General features: G+C 75.4%; 14 protein-coding genes. 9 read left to right on the top strand and 5 right to left on the bottom strand.

From position 1 onward, the window contains the following. Window positions 1–16 precede the first annotated feature (16 nt). The gene (locus ABD990_RS21415) at window positions 17–1,936 is read right to left on the bottom strand and encodes a sensor histidine kinase (RefSeq protein ID WP_345382472.1); all 1,920 of its coding nucleotides are present in this window, start codon (window positions 1,934–1,936) and stop codon (window positions 17–19) included. Window positions 1,937–2,032: 96 nt separating this feature from the next. Between ABD990_RS21415 and ABD990_RS21410 the strand changes: the two genes are divergently transcribed. Continuing rightward, on the top strand, window positions 2,033–2,605 hold the full coding sequence (locus tag ABD990_RS21410; RefSeq protein WP_345382470.1) for an SACE_7040 family transcriptional regulator: 573 nt from the start codon (window positions 2,033–2,035) through the stop codon (window positions 2,603–2,605). On the opposite strand, the gene ABD990_RS21405 is transcribed toward ABD990_RS21410, so the two are convergent. Continuing rightward, window positions 2,534–4,504: a heavy metal translocating P-type ATPase gene (locus tag ABD990_RS21405; RefSeq protein WP_345382468.1), complete on the bottom strand. Its 1,971-nt coding sequence runs from the start codon at window positions 4,502–4,504 to the stop codon at window positions 2,534–2,536. The genes ABD990_RS21410 and ABD990_RS21405 overlap by 72 nt on opposite strands. A gap of 98 nt (window positions 4,505–4,602) precedes the next feature. Here ABD990_RS21405 and ABD990_RS21400 point away from each other — a divergent pair, with 98 nt between their 5' ends. Continuing rightward, window positions 4,603–4,920 carry an ArsR/SmtB family transcription factor gene (locus ABD990_RS21400; protein ID WP_345382466.1) on the top strand — a complete coding sequence of 106 codons (318 nt, stop codon included), beginning with the start codon at window positions 4,603–4,605 and terminating at the stop codon, window positions 4,918–4,920. 166 nt (window positions 4,921–5,086) lie between these two features. Here ABD990_RS21400 and ABD990_RS21395 read toward each other — a convergent pair whose 3' ends face one another. After that, window positions 5,087–5,935, bottom strand: a complete 849-nt coding sequence (locus ABD990_RS21395; RefSeq protein WP_345382464.1) for an SDR family NAD(P)-dependent oxidoreductase — start codon at window positions 5,933–5,935, stop codon at window positions 5,087–5,089. A gap of 489 nt (window positions 5,936–6,424) precedes the next feature. On the opposite strand from ABD990_RS21395, the gene ABD990_RS21390 reads away from it, so the two are divergent. Further along, window positions 6,425–6,730, top strand: coding sequence for a WhiB family transcriptional regulator (locus tag ABD990_RS21390; protein ID WP_425569634.1), 306 nt, complete (start codon window positions 6,425–6,427; stop codon window positions 6,728–6,730). A gap of 216 nt (window positions 6,731–6,946) precedes the next feature. On the opposite strand, the gene ABD990_RS21385 is transcribed toward ABD990_RS21390, so the two are convergent. Next, a complete protein-coding gene (locus tag ABD990_RS21385; protein ID WP_345382462.1) occupies window positions 6,947–8,587 on the bottom strand; it encodes a phosphoenolpyruvate--protein phosphotransferase in 1,641 nt (546 codons plus the stop codon). Window positions 8,588–8,706: 119 nt separating this feature from the next. On the opposite strand from ABD990_RS21385, the gene ABD990_RS21380 reads away from it, so the two are divergent. The 6 genes from ABD990_RS21380 (at window position 8,707) to ppc (ending at window position 15,717) form a co-directional block, all read left to right on the top strand. Next, the gene (locus ABD990_RS21380; RefSeq protein WP_345382460.1) at window positions 8,707–9,468 is read left to right on the top strand and encodes a DeoR/GlpR family DNA-binding transcription regulator; all 762 of its coding nucleotides are present in this window, start codon (window positions 8,707–8,709) and stop codon (window positions 9,466–9,468) included. 104 nt (window positions 9,469–9,572) lie between these two features. Then, complete coding sequence (pfkB, locus tag ABD990_RS21375) at window positions 9,573–10,508, top strand: 1-phosphofructokinase (protein WP_345382458.1); 936 nt, start codon at window positions 9,573–9,575, stop codon at window positions 10,506–10,508. Further along, window positions 10,505–10,963, top strand: coding sequence for a PTS sugar transporter subunit IIA (locus tag ABD990_RS21370; RefSeq protein WP_345382456.1), 459 nt, complete (start codon window positions 10,505–10,507; stop codon window positions 10,961–10,963). Before pfkB ends, ABD990_RS21370 begins: the two co-directional genes overlap by 4 nt. Continuing rightward, the gene (locus ABD990_RS21365; RefSeq protein ID WP_345382455.1) at window positions 10,960–12,429 is read left to right on the top strand and encodes a PTS fructose transporter subunit IIC; all 1,470 of its coding nucleotides are present in this window, start codon (window positions 10,960–10,962) and stop codon (window positions 12,427–12,429) included. Before ABD990_RS21370 ends, ABD990_RS21365 begins: the two co-directional genes overlap by 4 nt. A 23-nt stretch (window positions 12,430–12,452) precedes the next feature. Next, the gene (locus ABD990_RS21360) at window positions 12,453–12,731 is read left to right on the top strand and encodes an HPr family phosphocarrier protein (RefSeq protein ID WP_345382454.1); all 279 of its coding nucleotides are present in this window, start codon (window positions 12,453–12,455) and stop codon (window positions 12,729–12,731) included. Between the two features lie 214 nt (window positions 12,732–12,945). Next, window positions 12,946–15,717 (top strand): phosphoenolpyruvate carboxylase, encoded by a 2,772-nt coding sequence (gene ppc, locus ABD990_RS21355; RefSeq protein ID WP_345382452.1) that lies wholly within the window; start codon window positions 12,946–12,948, stop codon window positions 15,715–15,717. 31 nt (window positions 15,718–15,748) lie between these two features. On the opposite strand, the gene ABD990_RS21350 is transcribed toward ppc, so the two are convergent. After that, the gene (locus ABD990_RS21350; RefSeq protein ID WP_345382450.1) at window positions 15,749–17,293 is read right to left on the bottom strand and encodes an adenylate/guanylate cyclase domain-containing protein; all 1,545 of its coding nucleotides are present in this window, start codon (window positions 17,291–17,293) and stop codon (window positions 15,749–15,751) included. Between the last annotated feature and the right edge of the window lie 27 nt (window positions 17,294–17,320).

The raw sequence follows: 17,320 nt of genomic DNA, 5'->3' as shown, positions 1-17,320 counted from the left end.
GGCCCGGCTCAGCGGCTCAGCGGGCCGGGGGCCAGACGACGGGGATCGGGGCCGTCGGGTTGACGTCCGCGGGCGAGCGGGCGTCCCCGAGCCGGATCGGGACCGACGCGGGTCGTCGCTCGTCGTCGCGGACCGCGTGCGGCACCGGTGACGGGCGGGGCACGGGCGCGGTCTCCTGCTCGGGCGACAACCGGTCGTCGCGCGGCGCGGGCCGGCGCGGGACGGGCGAGGGCCGGGTGTTCCCGTTCCGTGCCAGGGGTGCGGTCTCCTGCTCGCGGGGAGGTGGCGCGAGGACGGGCAGCGGGCCCGTCGGGCGGTCGTCCCGCAGCTCGGAGTCCGACGGCTCGGAGTCCGGCGGCCCCGGGTTCACCGGCCCGGAGTTCGACGGGCCGGAGTCCGCTGGTCCGGCGGTCTCGACGGTGTCGGTCGGCCCGGACGCGGCGTCGGCCAGGGGCAGGCGCAGCCGGAACAGCGCCCCGCCCAGCGGCGAGTCGAGCACCTCGACGCCGCCGTGGTGCACCGCCACGATCTCCCGGACGATGGCGAGCCCGAGCCCGGCGCCGCCGTCCGACCGGGCCCGGGCCTCGTCCAGCCGCACGAACCGCTCGAAGACGCGGCCGCGGTCCGCGGGCGGGACGCCGGGGCCGTCGTCGGCGACGTCGACCACCGCGTCGCCCCCCTCGGCCCGCAGCGTGACCAGCACCCGCGAGCCGGCGTGCCGGCGTGCGTTGTCGACCAGGTTCCGCACCGCCCGGACGAGCTGCGCGCGGTCGCCGGAGACCCGCACCGGCTCGGCGCGCACCTCGGGCGCCACCCCGCCGACGTCGGAGGGGCGGCCGCGTTCGGCCTCCACGATCTCGTCGAGGTCGACGTCCTCGCGGCGGGGCTGCAGCCCGCGCTCGTCCGACCGCGCGAGCAGGAGCAGGCCGTCGACCAGCCGGTCGAGCCGGCCCGCCTCGCCGCGCAGGGTCTGGACCGTCGACGCGTCGGACTCGGCCACCGACCCGGCCAGCAGCTCCAGCCCGGACGCGATGGTGGCGAGCGGGCTGCGCAGCTCGTGGCTGGCGTCGGCGACGAACCGGCGTTGGGCCGTCTGCGCGCTCTCCAGCCGACCGAGCATCTGGTTCATCGTCTCGGCGAGGCGGCCCACCTCGTCCCGCGCCGGCGGGACGGGCACGCGCGTGCCGAGGTCCCGGTCGGTCATGCCCGCCACCCGCGTCCGCATGGCCTCGACGGGGCGCAGGGCGCGGCCGGCGAAGAAGTAGGTGAACCCGCCGACCAGCACCACGAGGACCGGGATGCCGACCAGCACCATCGCCAGCACCGTGTCCACGGCGCGGTGCAGGAAGTCCAGCGGCTGGGCGGCGAGGACCCAGTAGGGCTGGCCGGTGGGCGGGAACTCGTAGCCCTTGACGACGACCAGCACCTCCTCGTGCTTGCCGTCGTCCAGCGTGATCCACGTGGAGTGGACGACCTCGACCTCGTCCGGCTCGGCCCGCACGGTCGTCATGAGCGGGTACTCCGGCAGCGGGTCGGAGGAGCCGATGTTCTGGACGTCCGGCGGGCGGTCGGGATCGTTGTTGTAGTCGGTGACCACCTCGACGAGGTCGGAGCGCTTCCCGGTGGCCTGGATGGCGTTGCGCTTGACGTCCTCGGTGTCGGCGAAGTTCGCCGCGACCCGGTCCCCGAGCTGGGTGGCCTGCTGGTCGGCCGTGTTGACCAGCTGCATCCGCAGCAGCCAGTTGAGCCCGAGGACCAGGATCGCCCCCGCCACGAGGAGCACGACCCCGACGGTGAGCGCGGCGGCCAGCGCGGTGGTCGTCCGGACCCCGAGCCGCGCGCGCAGCTGGTCCCGCACCCTCCGGAACGGGCCCGACGACCGCTCCGGGGCAGCACCGGACCCCGCGGCGGGGTCCGGGTCCGGGTCGCGGGCCATGGGGACAGGGTAGGTGCCACGTCCTGTGCCACGGCTGAGACGGGCGGCCGGGCCGGGAGTTAGCGGACGTTAACCCGGACACGCTACGCTGGCCCGATGGCGGCGCCGCGGGTCGACAACGCACCCTCCCGGCGGGAGCAGATCCTCCGCACCGCGGCGGGCCTCTTCGCCCGGCACGGCTTCCACGGGGTGAGCATCGCCGAGCTGGGCGCCGCCGTCGGGATCAGCGGGCCGGCGCTCTACCGGCACTTCCCGGGCAAGGAGGCTCTGCTCGCGGAGCTGCTCGTGGACATCAGCGAGCGGCTGCTGGCGGGCGGGCGCGAACGGGCGACGGGCGAGCCGGACGAGGTGCTGGCCGCGCTGGTCGACTTCCAGCTGGACTTCGCGCTGCACGAGCCGGAGCTGATCGTGGTGCAGGACCGCGACCTCGACAACCTGCCCGAGGCGGACCGGCGCCGGGTCCGCCGGCTGCAGCGCACCTACGTCGAGATCTGGGTCGACACGTTGCGCCGGCTGCATCCCGGGCTGGACCCGGACGCCGCCCGGGTCGCCGCGCACGGCACCTTCGGCCTGCTCAACTCCACGCCGCACAGCGGCTCACGCGCGGCTCCCGACGAGGTCGCCGGGCTGCTCCGGCGCATGGCGCTCACGGCGCTCACCGCGCTCTGACCCGTCCGCCGGCCAGCCCGGCCGGACCAGCAGCCGCAGCCCGTTCAGGCACACGAGCACCGTGGACAGCTCGTGCCCGGCCACGCCCAGGGCGAGCGGCAACGTGCCGGCCAGGTCCCACGTCACCAGCCCGGCGATGACGACCGCGGCGAACGCCAGGTTGGCCCGCGCGATCCGGCGGGCGCGGCGGGCGAGGCCGGCCAGCGGGGCGAGCGCGCCGAGCGGGTCCCGCAGCAGGACGCCGTCGGCCGCCTCGACCGACAGCGTCCCGGCGCCCTCCCCCACGGCCAGCCCGACGTGCGCGGTCGCGAGCAGCGGGGCGTCGTTGAGGCCGTCGCCGGCGGCGACGACCCGGCGGCCGCCGCGCTCGAGCTCCTCCACGGCGCCGGCCTTGTCGGCGGGCAGCAGACCGGCGCGGACCTCCCCGATCCCGATCCGGTCGCCGACCCGCCGGGCCGGCCCCTCCGCATCGCCGGTCAGCAGGACGGGAGGGGCGACGGCGGCACCCACCGCCGCGACGGCCTCCGCGGCCCCGGGGCGCACCTCGTCCGCGAGCACGAGGAGCCCGACGGGGCGGCCGTCCTCCTGCACGACGACGGCGGTGTGGCCCTCGCGCTCCGCCTCGGCCACGATCCCGGACCCGCGGGGGCCCAGGTCGGGGCCGGTCCGTCCGACCGCGACGGTGGCGCCCGCCCGCCCGTGGTCCTCGGGGTCCGGACCGGACGCGGAGGACAGCACCGCCCGGACCCCCTCGCCGGGCAGCGCCTCGAAGTCCCGCACCTCGGGCAGCCGCAGCCCGCGGCACCGGGCCTCGGCGACCACCGCCCGGCCCAGGACGTGCTCGGAGCCCTCCTCCACCGCAGCGGCCAGGGCGAGCAGCGCGTCGGCGGGGCGGCCGTCGAGGGGCTCGACGGCGCGGACCTCGGGCCGGCCGCGGGTGACCGTGCCGGTCTTGTCCAGGGCGACCGCGTCGACCTCGGCCAGCGCCTCGACCACCCCGGCGTCCTTGAGCAGCACGCCGCGCCGGCCCGCGACGGCGACCGCGGCGAGCAGCGGGGGCATGGTCGCCAGCACCACGGCGCAGGGGGAGGCGACGATCATGAAGGTCATCGCGCGGAGCAGGGTCTCCCGGAAGTCCGCGCCGAACAGCAGCGGCACCACCAGCAGCGCGAGCGCGGCCACCACCACGACCACCGAGTAGCGCTGCTCCACCCGCTCCACGAACAGCTGCCGCCCCGACTTGGTCTCGGCGGCGCGCTCGACCTGCGCGGCGATCCCGGCCACCACGGTGTCCGCCGGGTCCCGGTCGACCCGCACCCGGACCGTCCCCGTGCCGTTGAGCGTGCCCGCGAAGACCTGGTCGCCCGGGCCGCGGCGGACCGGGAGGGGCTCGCCGGTGAGGGTCGAGGCGTCGACCTCGGTGGCGCCGTCCCGGACCGTGCCGTCCGCGGGGATCTTCTCCCCGGGCCGCACGACGACCTCGTCCCCGACCGCCAGGTCCGCCGCCCGGACCTGCTCCTCCCGGCCGTCGACGAACCGGTGCGCGGTCTCCGGGGCCAGGTCGAGGAGGCCGGTGATGCTCGCGCGGGTGCGGGCGGTCATCACGGCCTCGAGTGCGCCCGAGCTCGCGAAGATCACGATCAGCAGCGCGCCGTCGAGGTGCTGGCCGACGGCCGCGGCACCGAGCGCGGCGACGATCATCAGCAGGTCGACGTCCAGCGTCTTCTCGCGCAGCGCCTGCAGCCCGGACCAGGCCGGTTCCCACCCACCCGTCACGTAGCAGGCGGCGTAGAGCACGGCGACGAGCGGCCACGGCGCCCCGAGCAGGTCGGCGGGCACGGCGGCGACGAAGAAGAGCAGGGCCAGCGCGGCGCTCCGCACCTCGGGCAGGGACAGCATGCGTGCGAACATACCTGCGTACGCACGAAGATACGCACTCAGATGGTGAGTGAGCCGGACACCTGCACGGTCGCTCAGATGTTCGCTAGACTCGCGGCGTGCACGAGGGCATCCCGGACTTCGCGATGCCGTCCGAGCAGGAGGTCCGCCGGGCGGCCGACTCGCTGCGCCTGCTCGCCGACCCCACCCGGATCAAGATCCTCTGGGCGCTCCTGCAGGGCGAGACCTCCGTGGCCTGCCTCGCGGAGCTGGTCGGCGCGGCGCCCACGGCGGTGAGCCAGCACCTGGCCAAGCTGCGGCTCGCAGGCCTGGTCGAGGGGCGGCGCGAGGGCACGTTCGTCTACTACACCGCGGAGAGCGCGCACGTCCGCGCGCTGCTCACGGAGGCGCTGGGGCAGGCGGCCGTCGCGTCCTGAGCCCGGCCACACCGAGCCAGGCGATCGTCACCCGCGCGAGTCGCGCTGCGGGCTCCGCGAGTCGCGCTGCGGGCTCCGCGAGTCGCGCCCAGGCTCCCCGCCAGTCGCGCTCTCGACATCATCAGCATCCAGGGCGCTTCCGCGCCGAGCAGGACCGGAAGAGAGATCACGAGCTGCGGGGCCGTCCCGAACGGATCGTCGGCGGCTCACCCGTCGTCCCGCGGTTCACCCCGGTCAGCCCGCGGGAGCGGGGGTCGCCGCCGTAGGCCGCGTGGATGCGCGGACCGGCAGCGGTGAGGCCGCCGTCGACGGTGATGTCCTCGCCCGTCACGAAGCGGGCGGCGTCGCCGCACAGGAAGGCGATCACCTCGGCGACGTCCTCGGGCCGGCCCACCTCCGGCCACGGCTGCACGCCGGCGAGGGCGCGGGCGGGATCGCGGCCCACCAGCGGCGTCGCGATCACCCCGGGGCTCACGGCGTTGACCCGGATGCGGTCCTCCGCCAGCTCGGCGGCCGCCACCCGGGTCAGGTTGAGCACCGCCGCCTTCGCCGCCGAGTAGGCCTGCGGGCCCGCGCCGCCGGTGTGCCCGGCCACGGACGCGACGTTGACGACCGCCCCGCCGCGCCCGGCGGCCCGCATCGCCCGCGCGCCGTGCTTGATCCCGAGGAAGACGCCGCGGACCAGGACGGCGAAGGTGTAGTCCCAGTCGTCGACCGCGATGTCGGTGAGCGCGCCGAACGCGCCGCCCACACCGGCGTTGTTCACCACGGCGTCGATCCGTCCGTACTCGGCGACGCACCGGCCGACCGCGGCCTCGACCTGCCCCTCGTCCGCCACGTCGACCCGCGCGAAGCACGCGCCGAGCTCGGCCGCCGCTTCCGGCCCGGTCTCCGGGTTCAGGTCCGCGACCAGCACCGACCACCCCGCCGTCCGGAGCCGCGCGACGGTCGCGCGCCCGATCCCGCTGCCGCCGCCGGTGACGAGGGCGACGGGCGGGGCGTCGTGATCGGTCATGCCGGCGACGCTATCGCCCCACGCCGCGCTCCGACGAGTGTGCCGATCTGGATACCCGGGCCCGTGATCGCCGTCCGGGGCCGGCTTCGGCCGGATGTGGCCGTAGCCGGTCCCGTCCGGCGATCATCGATCCCTGTTCGGACGGACATCCGGGCCTTTTCTCCGCCCGGACCGTCACATCCGACGGCCCGGCGGTGTCCGAAGGGGCGTGACGCAGGCAGCGCAACCGGGACCCGGAGCCGAACCCCTAGGGGACCCCGCCGACCGGATGGGGACTTTCTCCGGATCCCTTCTGCCGCACGCGGCGGCAGGGTGGACCCCGTGCTGCTGCGCCCCTCGTCACCGGTTGCGGTGGACGGTGGGCCGTCCGGGCCGCGCCGCTCGACGGGTGCGCGTCCGGGCCCACCGGCCGGGGGGAGGACGACGGGCGCGGCGGCACCTCCGGCCGGGGGGCCGCCGGAGGGCCGGCGATCGTGGGGGTGCACGACGGTGAGGACGATCGCGGGCGCGCCCGCGGGACCGGCTGCCGGGGGGACGGCAGCCGGACCCGCGGACCTCCTGGCCACCGAGCTTCCCTGCCACGGCGCGGATGCCGGGCTCTGGTTCGCCGAGGACCCCGCCGATCTCGAGCGTGCCAAGGCCGCGTGCCGCGGGTGCCCCATGCGCAACGAGTGCCTGGCCGGGGCGCTGCGCCGGCGCGAGCCGTGGGGCGTGTGGGGCGGCGAGATCTTCCAGAACGGCGAGGTCGTCCCGGTCAAGCGCCGCCCCGGCCGCCCGCGCAAGCATCCGCGCTGATCCCGGCCCCCCGGCTGACGTCGGTCCGATCGCCCGAATCGGTCCCGCAGCTCGGCCGACGTTCCCGCACGCGACCGACGGTCCCGCAGCTCGGCCAGCCTTCACGCGCCCGACCGAGGTTCGCGCAGCTCAGCTGACGATCGCGCACTCGACCGACGTTCCCGCAGCTCACGGAGGGTCGTGAGCGCGATCTGCCGCTCCAGGGGCAGTTGCCACTCACGGGGTTGAAGCGGCGGCCTGGCGGGCGGTGATCGGGTCCGGGGCGGCGCAGGCGGCCGCCGCCATCGCCCGGCACTGCTCGAGGGTGAGGTCGGCGAGTGAGGCACCGACCGCGGCCAGCGCGCCCGAGCCCATCGACAGCGTCGCGACGCCCAGGCCCACCAGCACCGGGGCGAGGGCGGGGTCGGCCGCGGCCTCGCCGCACACCCCGACCGGCACCCCCGTCTCCGCGGAGGCCTCGCCCAGCATCCGGATCAGCCGGAGCAGGGCGGGCTGCCAGGGGTCGTTGAGCGCGGCGACCGCGCCGGACTGGCGGTCCGCGGCGAACAGGTACTGGGCCAGGTCGTTCGTGCCGACGGACACGAAGTCCACCTCGGCCATGATCTCCCGCGCGACCAGCACCGCCGCCGGGATCTCGATCATCACGCCCGCGCTGCCGATCCCGTGCGCCCGGCAGCGCTGCACGAAGAACCGCGCCTCCTCGGCGGTGGCGACCATCGGCGCCATCACCTTCAGCTCGGCCCCGGTCTCCTTCGCCGCCGCGGCCAGCCCGGCCAGCTGACGCTCCAGCACGTCGGCGCCGATCCCGGGCACCCGCGCGATGCGCAGGCCCCGCACGCCCAGCGCCGGGTTCGGCTCGCCCTCCAGGGTCAGGAAGGGCAACGGCTTGTCGGCGCCGGCGTCGAGGGTCCGCGCGGTCACCGGCTTGCCCGCGAAGGCGCCGAGGACGCCGTCGTAGACCTCGCGCTGGCGCTTCTCCGAGGGCTCCTCGGTGGCGGACAGGAAGGCGAGCTCGGTCCGGAACAGGCCCACGCCCTGGGCGCGCCGCTCGGCGGCCGCGGCGGCACCCTCGGCGTCGCCGACGTTGGCGAGCAGCGGGACGAGGTGCCCGTCGGCGGTCCGGCCGGTGCCGTCCCACTCCACCGCGTCGACCGCCTCGACGATCACGGCCGCCTCCTCCGCCGAGCCGACCTCCTCGACGGCGCCGGTCGTCCCGTCGACCACGACGAACCCGCCCGCGACCAGCTCCCGCGCCCCCGCGCACCCGACGACGGCGGGGATGCCCAGCGAGCGGGCGAGGATCGCGGTGTGGCTGGTCGGCCCGCCCTGCTCGGTGACCAGCGCGAGCGCGACGCCCGGGCGCAGCCCGGCGGTGTCGGCGGGGGCGAGGTCGGCGGCCACGAGGACCGCGGGCTCGGCCAGGTCGGCCACGCCGGGCGCGGGCAGGCCCTGCAGCTCGGCGACGATCCGGTCGCGGACGTCCCGGACGTCCGTGGCCCGCTCGCCCATGTAGCCGCCCATCGCGGCGAGCATGTCGGCGAAGGTGTTCGCGGCCTCCCACACCGCGCGCGGCGCGGGCCGGCCCTCACGCACGAGGTTCTCGGCGTTCTCCAGCAGGGCCGGGTCGCCGACCATCGTGATCGTCGCCTCGAGGACGTCCTTGGCGTCGCCCGTCGCGGCGTCGGCGCGCGCCTGCAGCCGGGCGGAGACGAGCTCCATCGCGGGTCCGATCCTGCCCGCTTCGGTGTCCGGATCGGTGGGAACGGGACCGACCGGGGGTTCGCCGGGGGCGTCGGCGACGCGGACGACGCGCCCTCCCGCACGCCCGGGGCTGGCAGGGATGCCGTTCAGCTGCATTGCGAACTCCCTCGATCAACTCGGATGACTTCGGCGTGACCCGTTGACGAACACCAGTAAAACCCACATACTCGGAAACAAGCAAGCCGATTCGGGCACCGATCCGGGAGCGAACGAAGATGTACGCAGCGGAACGTCAGCAGTGGCTCCTCACCCGCACCCGCGACGCGGGCCGGGTCGACGTGGGTGCCGTGGCCGAGGAGCTGCAGGTCACGCCGGAGACCATCCGGCGGGACCTCGGCACCCTGGAGCGTCAGGGCCTCGTCCGCCGGGTGCACGGCGGCGCCATCCCCGCCGACCGCCTCGACTTCGAGCCCGCCATCGGCCAGCGCGACAGCGTGGCCGGCCCGGAGAAGGAGCGCATCGCCAAAGCCGCCCTCGCCGAGCTCGAGGGCTGCCTCACCGTCCTGCTCGACGCGGGCACCACCACCGCCCGCCTGGCCTCGGCCCTGCCGACCGACCGCGAGCTGACCGTCGTCACCAACTCGCTGCCGATCGCCTCGATGCTCGCCACGCGGCCGAACGTCGTGCTGCGGCTGCTCGGCGGGCGGGTCCGCGGCACCACCATGGCCGCGGTCGACGACTGGGCGACGGACACGCTGGCCACCCTCACCGTCGACGTCGCGTTCCTCGGCACCAACGGCTTCTCCCCGGAGCGGGGGCTCACCACGCCCGACCCGGCCGAGGCCGCCGCCAAGCGGGCCATGGTCGCCGCCGCCCGGCGCGCCGTCGTGCTCGCCGACGCGGCCAAGTACGGCACGGACCAGTTCGTCCGCTTCGCCCGGCTGGACCAGGTCGACGCCCTGGTCACGGACACCGGGCTCGACGACGCCGCCACCGCCGCCATCCAGGCCGCGGGCCCCCGCGTCGTCCGGGCCTGACCCGCCCTCCACCCGTCGAGGCCGGACCCGACCCGACTCCGACCCGACTCCGAGCCGACTCCAAGGCCCGACCGAACGACCCGACTTCACGAGGAGGTGAAGCCTTGATCGTCACCGTCACCCCCAACCCCAGCCTCGACCGGACCGTCGAGCTGGCCGGGCTGGTCCGCGGCGAGGTGCACCGCGCCCTGTCCGTGCGGCTGGACCCGGGCGGCAAGGGTGTCAACGTCGCCCGCGCGCTCACCCGTGCCGGCGTGGACGCGCTGGCGGTGCTGCCCTCGGGCCGCGCCCCCGGCGGACGGCTCAACGGCCTGCTCGACGCCCTGGCCGTCCCCGCCCTCACCGTGCCGATCCACGGCGCCACCCGCTCCAACATCACGCTCGTGGAGCCGGACGGCACCACGACGAAGATCAACGAGAGCGGCCCGGTGCTCACCCCGGAGGAGGTCGAGGAGGTCACCGAGCAGGCCGTGGCCCGCGCCCGCGGCGCGGACTGGCTGGTGACCTGCGGGTCCCTGCCCGAGGGCATGCCCCTGGACTTCCACGCCACGCTCGTCCGGCGCTCCGGCACGCGGACCGCCGTGGACACCAGCGGGGCCCCGCTGGCCGCCGCGGTCGCGGCGCGGCCGGATCTGGTCAAACCCAACCACGAGGAGCTGGCCGAGCTCGTCGGCCGCCCCCTCGTCAGCCTCGGCGACGTGCTCGCCGCGGCCCGTGAGCTCCGCGCCGCCGGGGTCGGCGCGGTCCTCGTCAGCCTGGGCGCCGGCGGTGCCCTGCTGGTCGAGGAGTCCGGCGAGTACCACGCCGCCACCCCGCCCGTGACCGTGCGCAGCACGGTCGGCGCCGGCGACGCCACCCTGGCCGGGTTCCTGGCCGCCGGGGGCGTCGGACCGGACGCCCTGGCCCGCGCCGTCGCGTACGGCGCCGCGGCCTGTCGCCTGCCGGGCAGCGAGATGCCCGGCCCCCACGAGCTCCCGCTCGCCGACGTCCGCGTCGGGATCCCGCACGCCGACCTCGTCCTCACCGGAGATGCCGCATGACCGAGCAGTCCGCACTGATCACCGCCGATCTCGTCGACCTCGACCTGCCCTCGACCGACCGCCGCGCCGCGGTCGGAGCGCTGGCCGAGCGGCTGCAGAAGTCCGGCCGGGTGACCGACCTGGCCCAGTTCCTCGCCGACATCGAGGCGCGCGAGCAGCAGATGCCGACCGGGCTCGAGGGCGGGATCGGCATCCCGCACTGCCGGTCCGCGGCCGTCACCGTGCCGAGCCTGGCCTTCGGCCGCAGCACGAACGGCGTCGACTTCGGCGCCGAGGACGGGCCCGCCCGGCTCGTCTTCATGATCGCCGCCCCGGAGGGCGGCGACACCGACCACATGACCGTGCTGGCCGCGCTGGCCCGCCGGCTGGTCCGCAAGGCGTTCAAGGACGAGCTCCTCGGCGCGACCGACCCCGGTCACGTCGCGGACTACATCCGGAAGGAGGTCGGGGCGTGAAGCTGCTGGCCGTCACCGCGTGCCCGACGGGCATCGCGCACACCTACATGGCCGCCGAGGCCCTCGAGGTCGCGGCGGAGGAGGCCGGGCACGAGATCGTCGTCGAGACGCAGGGCTCGGCCGGCTCCACCCCGTTCACCCCGGAGCAGCTCGCCGAGGCCGACGCGGTCATCCTCGCGGCCGACGTCGAGGTCCGGGACAAGGACCGCTTCGCCCACCTGCCCACGGTGACCGCCGGGGTGAAGAAGGCGATCGGCGGCGCGCCGGCCCTCATCGAGCAGGCCGTCGCCGCCGCCGAGGCGGCTCCGAAGGGCGCCGCCGGTGCCGCCGCGCCGGCCGACCCGCAGCTCGCGGTCAAGCAGACCGGCCCCGGCGCCGCGTCGAAGGTCCGTGGCTGGCTGATGACGGGCGTCTCGTACGTGATCCCGTTCGTCGCCGCCGGCGGGCTGCTGATCGCCCTGGGCTTCGCCCTCGGCGGCTACCAGATCACCGACGCCCCCTCGGTCACCGAGAGCTTCTCGTGGACCTCGCACACCAGCTGGGCCGCACTGCTGTTCCAGCTCGGCTCGCTGGCCTTCGGCCTGCTCGTGCCGGTGCTGTCCGGGTTCATCGCCTACGCGATCGCCGACCGGCCCGCGCTCGTGCCCGGCTTCGTCGGCGGCCTGGTCGCCGTCGAGGTCGGTGCCGGGTTCATCGGCGGCCTCGCCTCCGGTCTGCTCGCCGGCGGCCTCGTCTTCTGGATGAAGAAGTGGAAGGCGCCCAAGGCGATCGCCGGGATCATGCCGGTGCTGGTGCTGCCGCTGGTCGGCACCGCGATCATCGGCGGGATCATGTTCGTGGTGATCGGGCAGCCGCTCGCCGCGGTCACGACCGGGCTCACCAACTGGCTCAACGGCCTGTCGGGCAGCAACGCGATCCTGCTCGGCGCCCTGCTCGGCCTGATGATGGCCTTCGACATGGGCGGCCCGGTGAACAAGGCCGCCTACGCCTTCGCCGTCGCCGGGCTGTCCACCAACTCGCAGACCGCGCTGCTGATCATGGCTTCGGTGATGGCGGCGGGCATGACCCCGCCGCTGGCCATGGCACTGGCCACCACCGTCCGCAAGAAGCTGTTCACCGAGGCCGAGCGCGAGAACGGCCGGGCCGCCTGGCTCCTCGGGGCCTCCTTCATCACCGAGGGCGCGATCCCGTTCGCCGCCGCCGACCCGCTGCGCGTCATCCCGTCGCTCATGGCCGGGTCCGCGGTCACCGGTGCCCTGTCGATGGCCTTCGGCTCGACCCTGCGGGCCCCGCACGGCGGCATCTTCGTGGTCCCGCTGATCGGCAACCCGTTCGGCTACCTGGTCGCGATCGTCGCCGGGACGCTCGTCTCCGCCGCCCTCGTGATCGTCCTCAAGTCGGTGGGCCAGAGGAAGGCCGCCACCACCGGGTCCACGCCGGCGCCCCGCGCCGCCGCCCACGCCTGATCGTCGTCGAAGGAGAGATCGTCATGGCCGAGCGCCGCGTCAAGGTCGGATCGTCCGTGGGGCTGCACGCCCGCCCCGCCAACCTGTTCTGCAAGGCCGCCGGGCAGCAGCCCGCGAAGGTCACCATCGCCGCGGGCGACCGCGGCCCGGTCGACGCCCGCAGCATCCTCTCGGTGCTGGGGCTCGGCGTGGCCTCCGGTGAGGAGGTCGTCCTGACCAGCTCGGACGACGCGGCGGGCGAGACCTCGCTCGACGCCCTGGCCGAGCTGCTCGCCACCGACCTGGATGCCGTCCCCAGCTGACCCGCACCCCGGCCCGAGCGGGCGGTCCCCACGTGGGGCCGCCCGCTTCGGCGTTCCCGGGGGGCGCGCCGCCTCCCGGCCCGCGTGTCAACGGCGGGTTACGGACCTCCGCCAGCGATGGCCCCGCCCGCATCCAGGGGCGACGATGGGCGGCGGCCCTGCCGTTCCCGACGCCGCGAGCGGCCCTCACCCGTCGGAACGGAGCACCAGCACGGTGACCGCGAGCGCCCACCGCACCGAACTCCTCGCCCCGGACTCGCTGGCCGCGCACTCCGGCGTCGTCTCGGAGACCGAGCACAGCGCCCTGCGCGCCGACATCCGCAAGCTCTCGACGATGCTCGGCCGGACCGTCGCGCTGCAGGCCGGCGACGAGGTGCTCGAGCTGGTGGAGGAGGTCCGCAAGCTCGCCCGGGAGGCGGCCGGGGAGGGCGGCGACCCGGACGCCGTCACCCGGCGGCTGTCCGGGCTGGACACCGGCACCGCGGTCGTCCTGGCCCGGGCCTTCTCGCAGTACTTCCAGCTGGCCAACGTCGCCGAGCAGCTGCACCGCTCCCGCGAGCTGCGCAGCCTGCGGCCGGCCGACGGCCGTCCGCTGCACACCGTCCTCGAGCGGCTGGCCGCCGAGGCCGACCGCGGCGCGGTGCAGGAGGTGCTCGCCCGGGCCCAGCTGCGCCCCGTGTTCACCGCGCACCCCACCGAGTCCTCCCGGCAGTCCGTCCTGGCGATCCTCCGCCGGGTGGCCGAGGGGCTCGACGACAGCGCGTCGGACGACGAGCTGGGCGCCCTCGTCGACCTCCTCTGGCAGACCGACGAGATCCGGCCCGGCAAGCCGACGGTGACCGACGAGGCCCGCGGCGTCGCCTGGTTCATGGAGCAGCTCGGCACCCGGACGGTGCCGGACCTGATCGGCGAGTTCGAGGCCGAGGTGCGCGCGCACGGCTTCGAGGTCCCGCCGGACTCGCGGCCGCTGAGCCTGGGCTGCTGGGTCGGCGGCGACCGGGACGGCAACCCGAACGTCACGCCCGAGGTGACCCGCGAGGTCCTGGAGCTGTACTCGGACCGCGCGCTGAAGATCCACGGCGCGCTCGTCGAGCAGCTGATCCAGGAGCTGTCGATCTCCACCCGGGTGATGGGCGTGTCCGAGGAGCTGCGCGGCGCGCTGGCCCGCGACCGCCGGGCGCTGCCGGAGGTGTACGACCGGTTCATCCGGCTCAACGCCCACGAGCCCTACCGGCTCAAGCTGTCCTACGTGCAGGCGCGGCTGGACAACACCCGCGCGCGGATCGCGGTCCACGGCCCGCACGTCCCCGGCCGGGACTACCTGGGCGTGGCCGAGTACGTCGCCGACCTGGGCATCCTCGACCGGTCGCTGCGCGGGCACCTCGGCACGCGGATCGCCGGCGGCACCCTCGCGCGCGCGATCCGTGCGGCCCGGGCGCTCGGGCTGCACCTCGCCGAGCTGGACATCCGCGAGCACAGCCAGAAGCACCACGACGCCCTCGGCGCGATCTACGACGAGCTCGGCGAACTGGACAAGCCCTACTCCGAGCTGACCCGCGAGGAGCGCCGGGAGCTGCTGTCGAAGGAGCTGCAGGGGCACCGCCCGCTGGTCCGCCGGCACTACGGCGTGCCGGAGGCCGCGGCCCAGGTGATCGCGACCTTCGACATGCTGCACGAGGTCCAGCACGAGTTCGGGCCGGAGGTCGCCCGGACCTACATCGTGTCGATGGCCCAGGACGTCGACGACCTGCTCGCCGTCGCCGTCCTCGCCCGCGAGTCGTACATGGTGGAGCTGAAGTCGAACCCGCGCTCGTCGGTGGACCTGGTGCCGCTGTTCGAGACGGTCGAGGAGCTGTCCCAGGCGGGCCCGCTGCTCGAGGGGCTGCTGTCCGACCCGGGCTACCGGCAGCAGGTGCGCAACCGCGGCGACCTGCAGGAGATCATGCTGGGGTACTCGGACTCCAACAAGGGCGCCGGGATCACCAGCTCGCAGTGGGAGATCCACCGGGCCCAGCGGCAGCTGCGGGACGTCGCCGCGGCACACGGCGTCAAGCTGCGGCTCTTCCACGGCCGGGGCGGCTCGGTCGGCCGCGGCGGCGGGCCGGCGGGCGAGGCGATCGCGTCGGCCCCCTACGGCAGCGTCGACGCCACCATGAAGCTCACCGAGCAGGGCGAGGTCATCTCCGACAAGTACTCGCTGCCCTCGCTCGCCCACGACAACCTGGAGATCCTGCTCGCCTCGATGCTCGACGCGAGCGTGCTGCACAAGGCCTCCCGCTGGCCGGACGAGACGCTGGCCCGCTGGGACGAGGTCATGACGTGCGTGTCCGAGGCGGGCAAGAAGGCCTACCGCGAGCTGGTCGGCGACCCGGCGCTGCCGGAGTTCTTCACCGCGGCCACCCCGGTCGACGAGCTGGGCCGGCTCAACGTGGGGTCGCGGCCGTCGAAGCGCCCGGGCAAGGGCGCCCCGTCGCTCGACGACCTGCGGGCCATCCCGTGGGTGTTCGGCTGGACGCAGACCCGGATGGTCGTGCCCGGCTGGTACGGCCTGGGCAGCGGGCTGAGGGCGGCGCGGGACGCGGGCTACGGCGAGGTCCTCGACGAGATGCGCGAGTGGGCCTTCTTCGCCAACCTGCTCGGCAACGTCGAGATGACACTGGCCAAGACGGACCTCCGGATCGCCTCCTACTACGTCTCGACGCTGGTCGAGCCCGGCCAGCAGGAGCTGTTCGAGCTGATCCGCACCGAGCACGGGCGCACGCTGCGCGAGGTGCTGGCCCTCACCGGCGACCCGGTGCTGCTCGACCGGCACCCGGTGCTGCGCAACACCCTCGCGGTGCGCAACGGCTACCTCGAGCCGCTGCACCACCTGCAGGTCGAGCTGCTCGACCAGCGCCGCCGCCGGGGCGAGGAGGACGCCGACCTCGAGCGCGCGCTGCTGCTCACGATCAACGGCATCGCGGCGGGGATGAAGAACACCGGCTGAAGGGGTGAGCGAACGGCGCTTTCGCTCATACCTAGTGATCGAAAGCGCCGCTCGCTCCTCCCACCGAGCTGCGGGAACGCGGGACCGCGATGTCCGTGGGCACCCCGCGGCCGCGCAGCACGACGGCGTCGCCGACCTGCCAGTGCTGCGCCTCCTCGGGGTTCGCGAGGGCGACCGCAGTGCCCGACGCCGCGATCCCGCCGCGGGACTTGGCCAGGTCGGTGAGCCGCGCCGCCTCGTTCACCGGGTCGCCGATCACCGTGTACTCGTAGCGGCGGGGGTCGCCGACGTTGCCGGCCACGGCGTCGCCGGCGGACACGCCGATCCCCGCCGACAGCTCGGGCATCTCGTCGCCCAGCCGGTCGCACAGCACCCGGGCGGCCGCCAGTGCGCAGCCCGCCGGGTCGTCGATCGCGACGGGCGCGCCGAACACCGCCAGGGCGGCGTCGCCCTCGAACTTGTTGATCCAGCCGCCGTGCTCCTCCACCACGCCGACGACGACCGCGAAGAACTCGTTGAGCACCTCGACGACCTCGGCGGGGGGCCGCTCCGTCGCCATGCTGGTGGAGCCGACGAGGTCGACGAACAGCACCGCCACGCGGCGGACCTCGCCGCCGAGCTCGACGTCGTCCGACGCGGCGGCGGCCCGGGCGACCTCCCGCCCGACGTGCCGGCCGAACAGGTCCCGGATCCGCTCCCGCTCCCGCAGCCCCTCGACCATCGTGTTGAAGCCGGCCTGCAGCCTGCCGAGCTCGGTGTGGTCGTAGACGGGGACGGAGACGTCGAGGTCGCCCTTCTCGACCTGCTGCATCGCGCGCCGCACCGCGATCACGGGGTCGGCGGTGGAACGCGCGGAGCCGATGGTGGTGAGGAGGCCCGCGAAGAGGGCGGCGGCGCCGATCCCGAGGATCATCACGGCGAGCCGGTCCACGGTGACGTCCCGGAACACCAGCGCCGTGGTCCCGGCGAGGAGCAGCCCGGACACCGGGACGGCGGTGCCCAGCGCCCAGAACAGCACCGGCCGCAGCAGCACCCCCGGCAGCGCCCGGCTACTCGGCGGCACCCCGGCCAGCACGACGGACGCCGGCCCGCGCAGGATCCGCTCGCCCAGCAGGTAGGACAGCGAGCAGGTGGCGACGCCGCCGATCGTGATCGTGGCCGCGACCGAGAAGGCCAGCCGGGGCGAGAACTGCAGGTTGAGCAGCCCGAACAACACGACGGCGCCGGCCCAGAGGAAGCCGAGAACCACCACCAGCCGCAGCGGGCCGTAGAGCACCAGCCGCCGCGCGCGCCGCTCCGGGTCGACCCGGGCGCCGCGACCGCGCAGCCGGAACAGGGCCCGCCCCACCGCGAGCCCCAGCGGCGTGACGACGACGAGGTACCCCGCGAAGACGGCGATGTTGACCAGGCGCACCTGCCCCGGGTCGGCGACCCGCCCGTCCGGCACCACCCATGCGGCCAGCACGAACACCACGGCCGCACCGCCGAAGTTCGCCAGCACGACCGCGACGCTGAGCAGCAGCCGGATCGGCAGCCCCAGCACGAAGCCGCCGGGCCGCAGCTGACGGTCCGCCATGGCGGGAGTCTAGGCCGAACGGGTGTC

The organism is Pseudonocardia yuanmonensis, from assembly GCF_039542425.1.
Taxonomy (GTDB): Bacteria; Actinomycetota; Actinomycetes; order Mycobacteriales; family Pseudonocardiaceae; genus Pseudonocardia; species Pseudonocardia yuanmonensis.
Note: the sequence above shows the minus strand (reverse complement) of the source record. Positions and strands in the feature narration are given on the sequence as shown.

Coding starts and splice junctions, on each gene's coding strand:
- ABD990_RS21415 (WP_345382472.1), bottom strand. CDS start 1,936: ATGGCCCGCGACCCGGACCCGGACCCCGCCGCGGGGTCCGGTGCTGCC.
- ABD990_RS21410 (WP_345382470.1), top strand. CDS start 2,033: ATGGCGGCGCCGCGGGTCGACAACGCACCCTCCCGGCGGGAGCAGATC.
- ABD990_RS21405 (WP_345382468.1), bottom strand. CDS start 4,504: ATGCTGTCCCTGCCCGAGGTGCGGAGCGCCGCGCTGGCCCTGCTCTTC.
- ABD990_RS21395 (WP_345382464.1), bottom strand. CDS start 5,935: ATGACCGATCACGACGCCCCGCCCGTCGCCCTCGTCACCGGCGGCGGC.
- ABD990_RS21385 (WP_345382462.1), bottom strand. CDS start 8,587: ATGCAGCTGAACGGCATCCCTGCCAGCCCCGGGCGTGCGGGAGGGCGC.
- ABD990_RS21380 (WP_345382460.1), top strand. CDS start 8,707: ATGTACGCAGCGGAACGTCAGCAGTGGCTCCTCACCCGCACCCGCGAC.
- ABD990_RS21370 (WP_345382456.1), top strand. CDS start 10,505: ATGACCGAGCAGTCCGCACTGATCACCGCCGATCTCGTCGACCTCGAC.
- ABD990_RS21360 (WP_345382454.1), top strand. CDS start 12,453: ATGGCCGAGCGCCGCGTCAAGGTCGGATCGTCCGTGGGGCTGCACGCC.
- ABD990_RS21350 (WP_345382450.1), bottom strand. CDS start 17,293: ATGGCGGACCGTCAGCTGCGGCCCGGCGGCTTCGTGCTGGGGCTGCCG.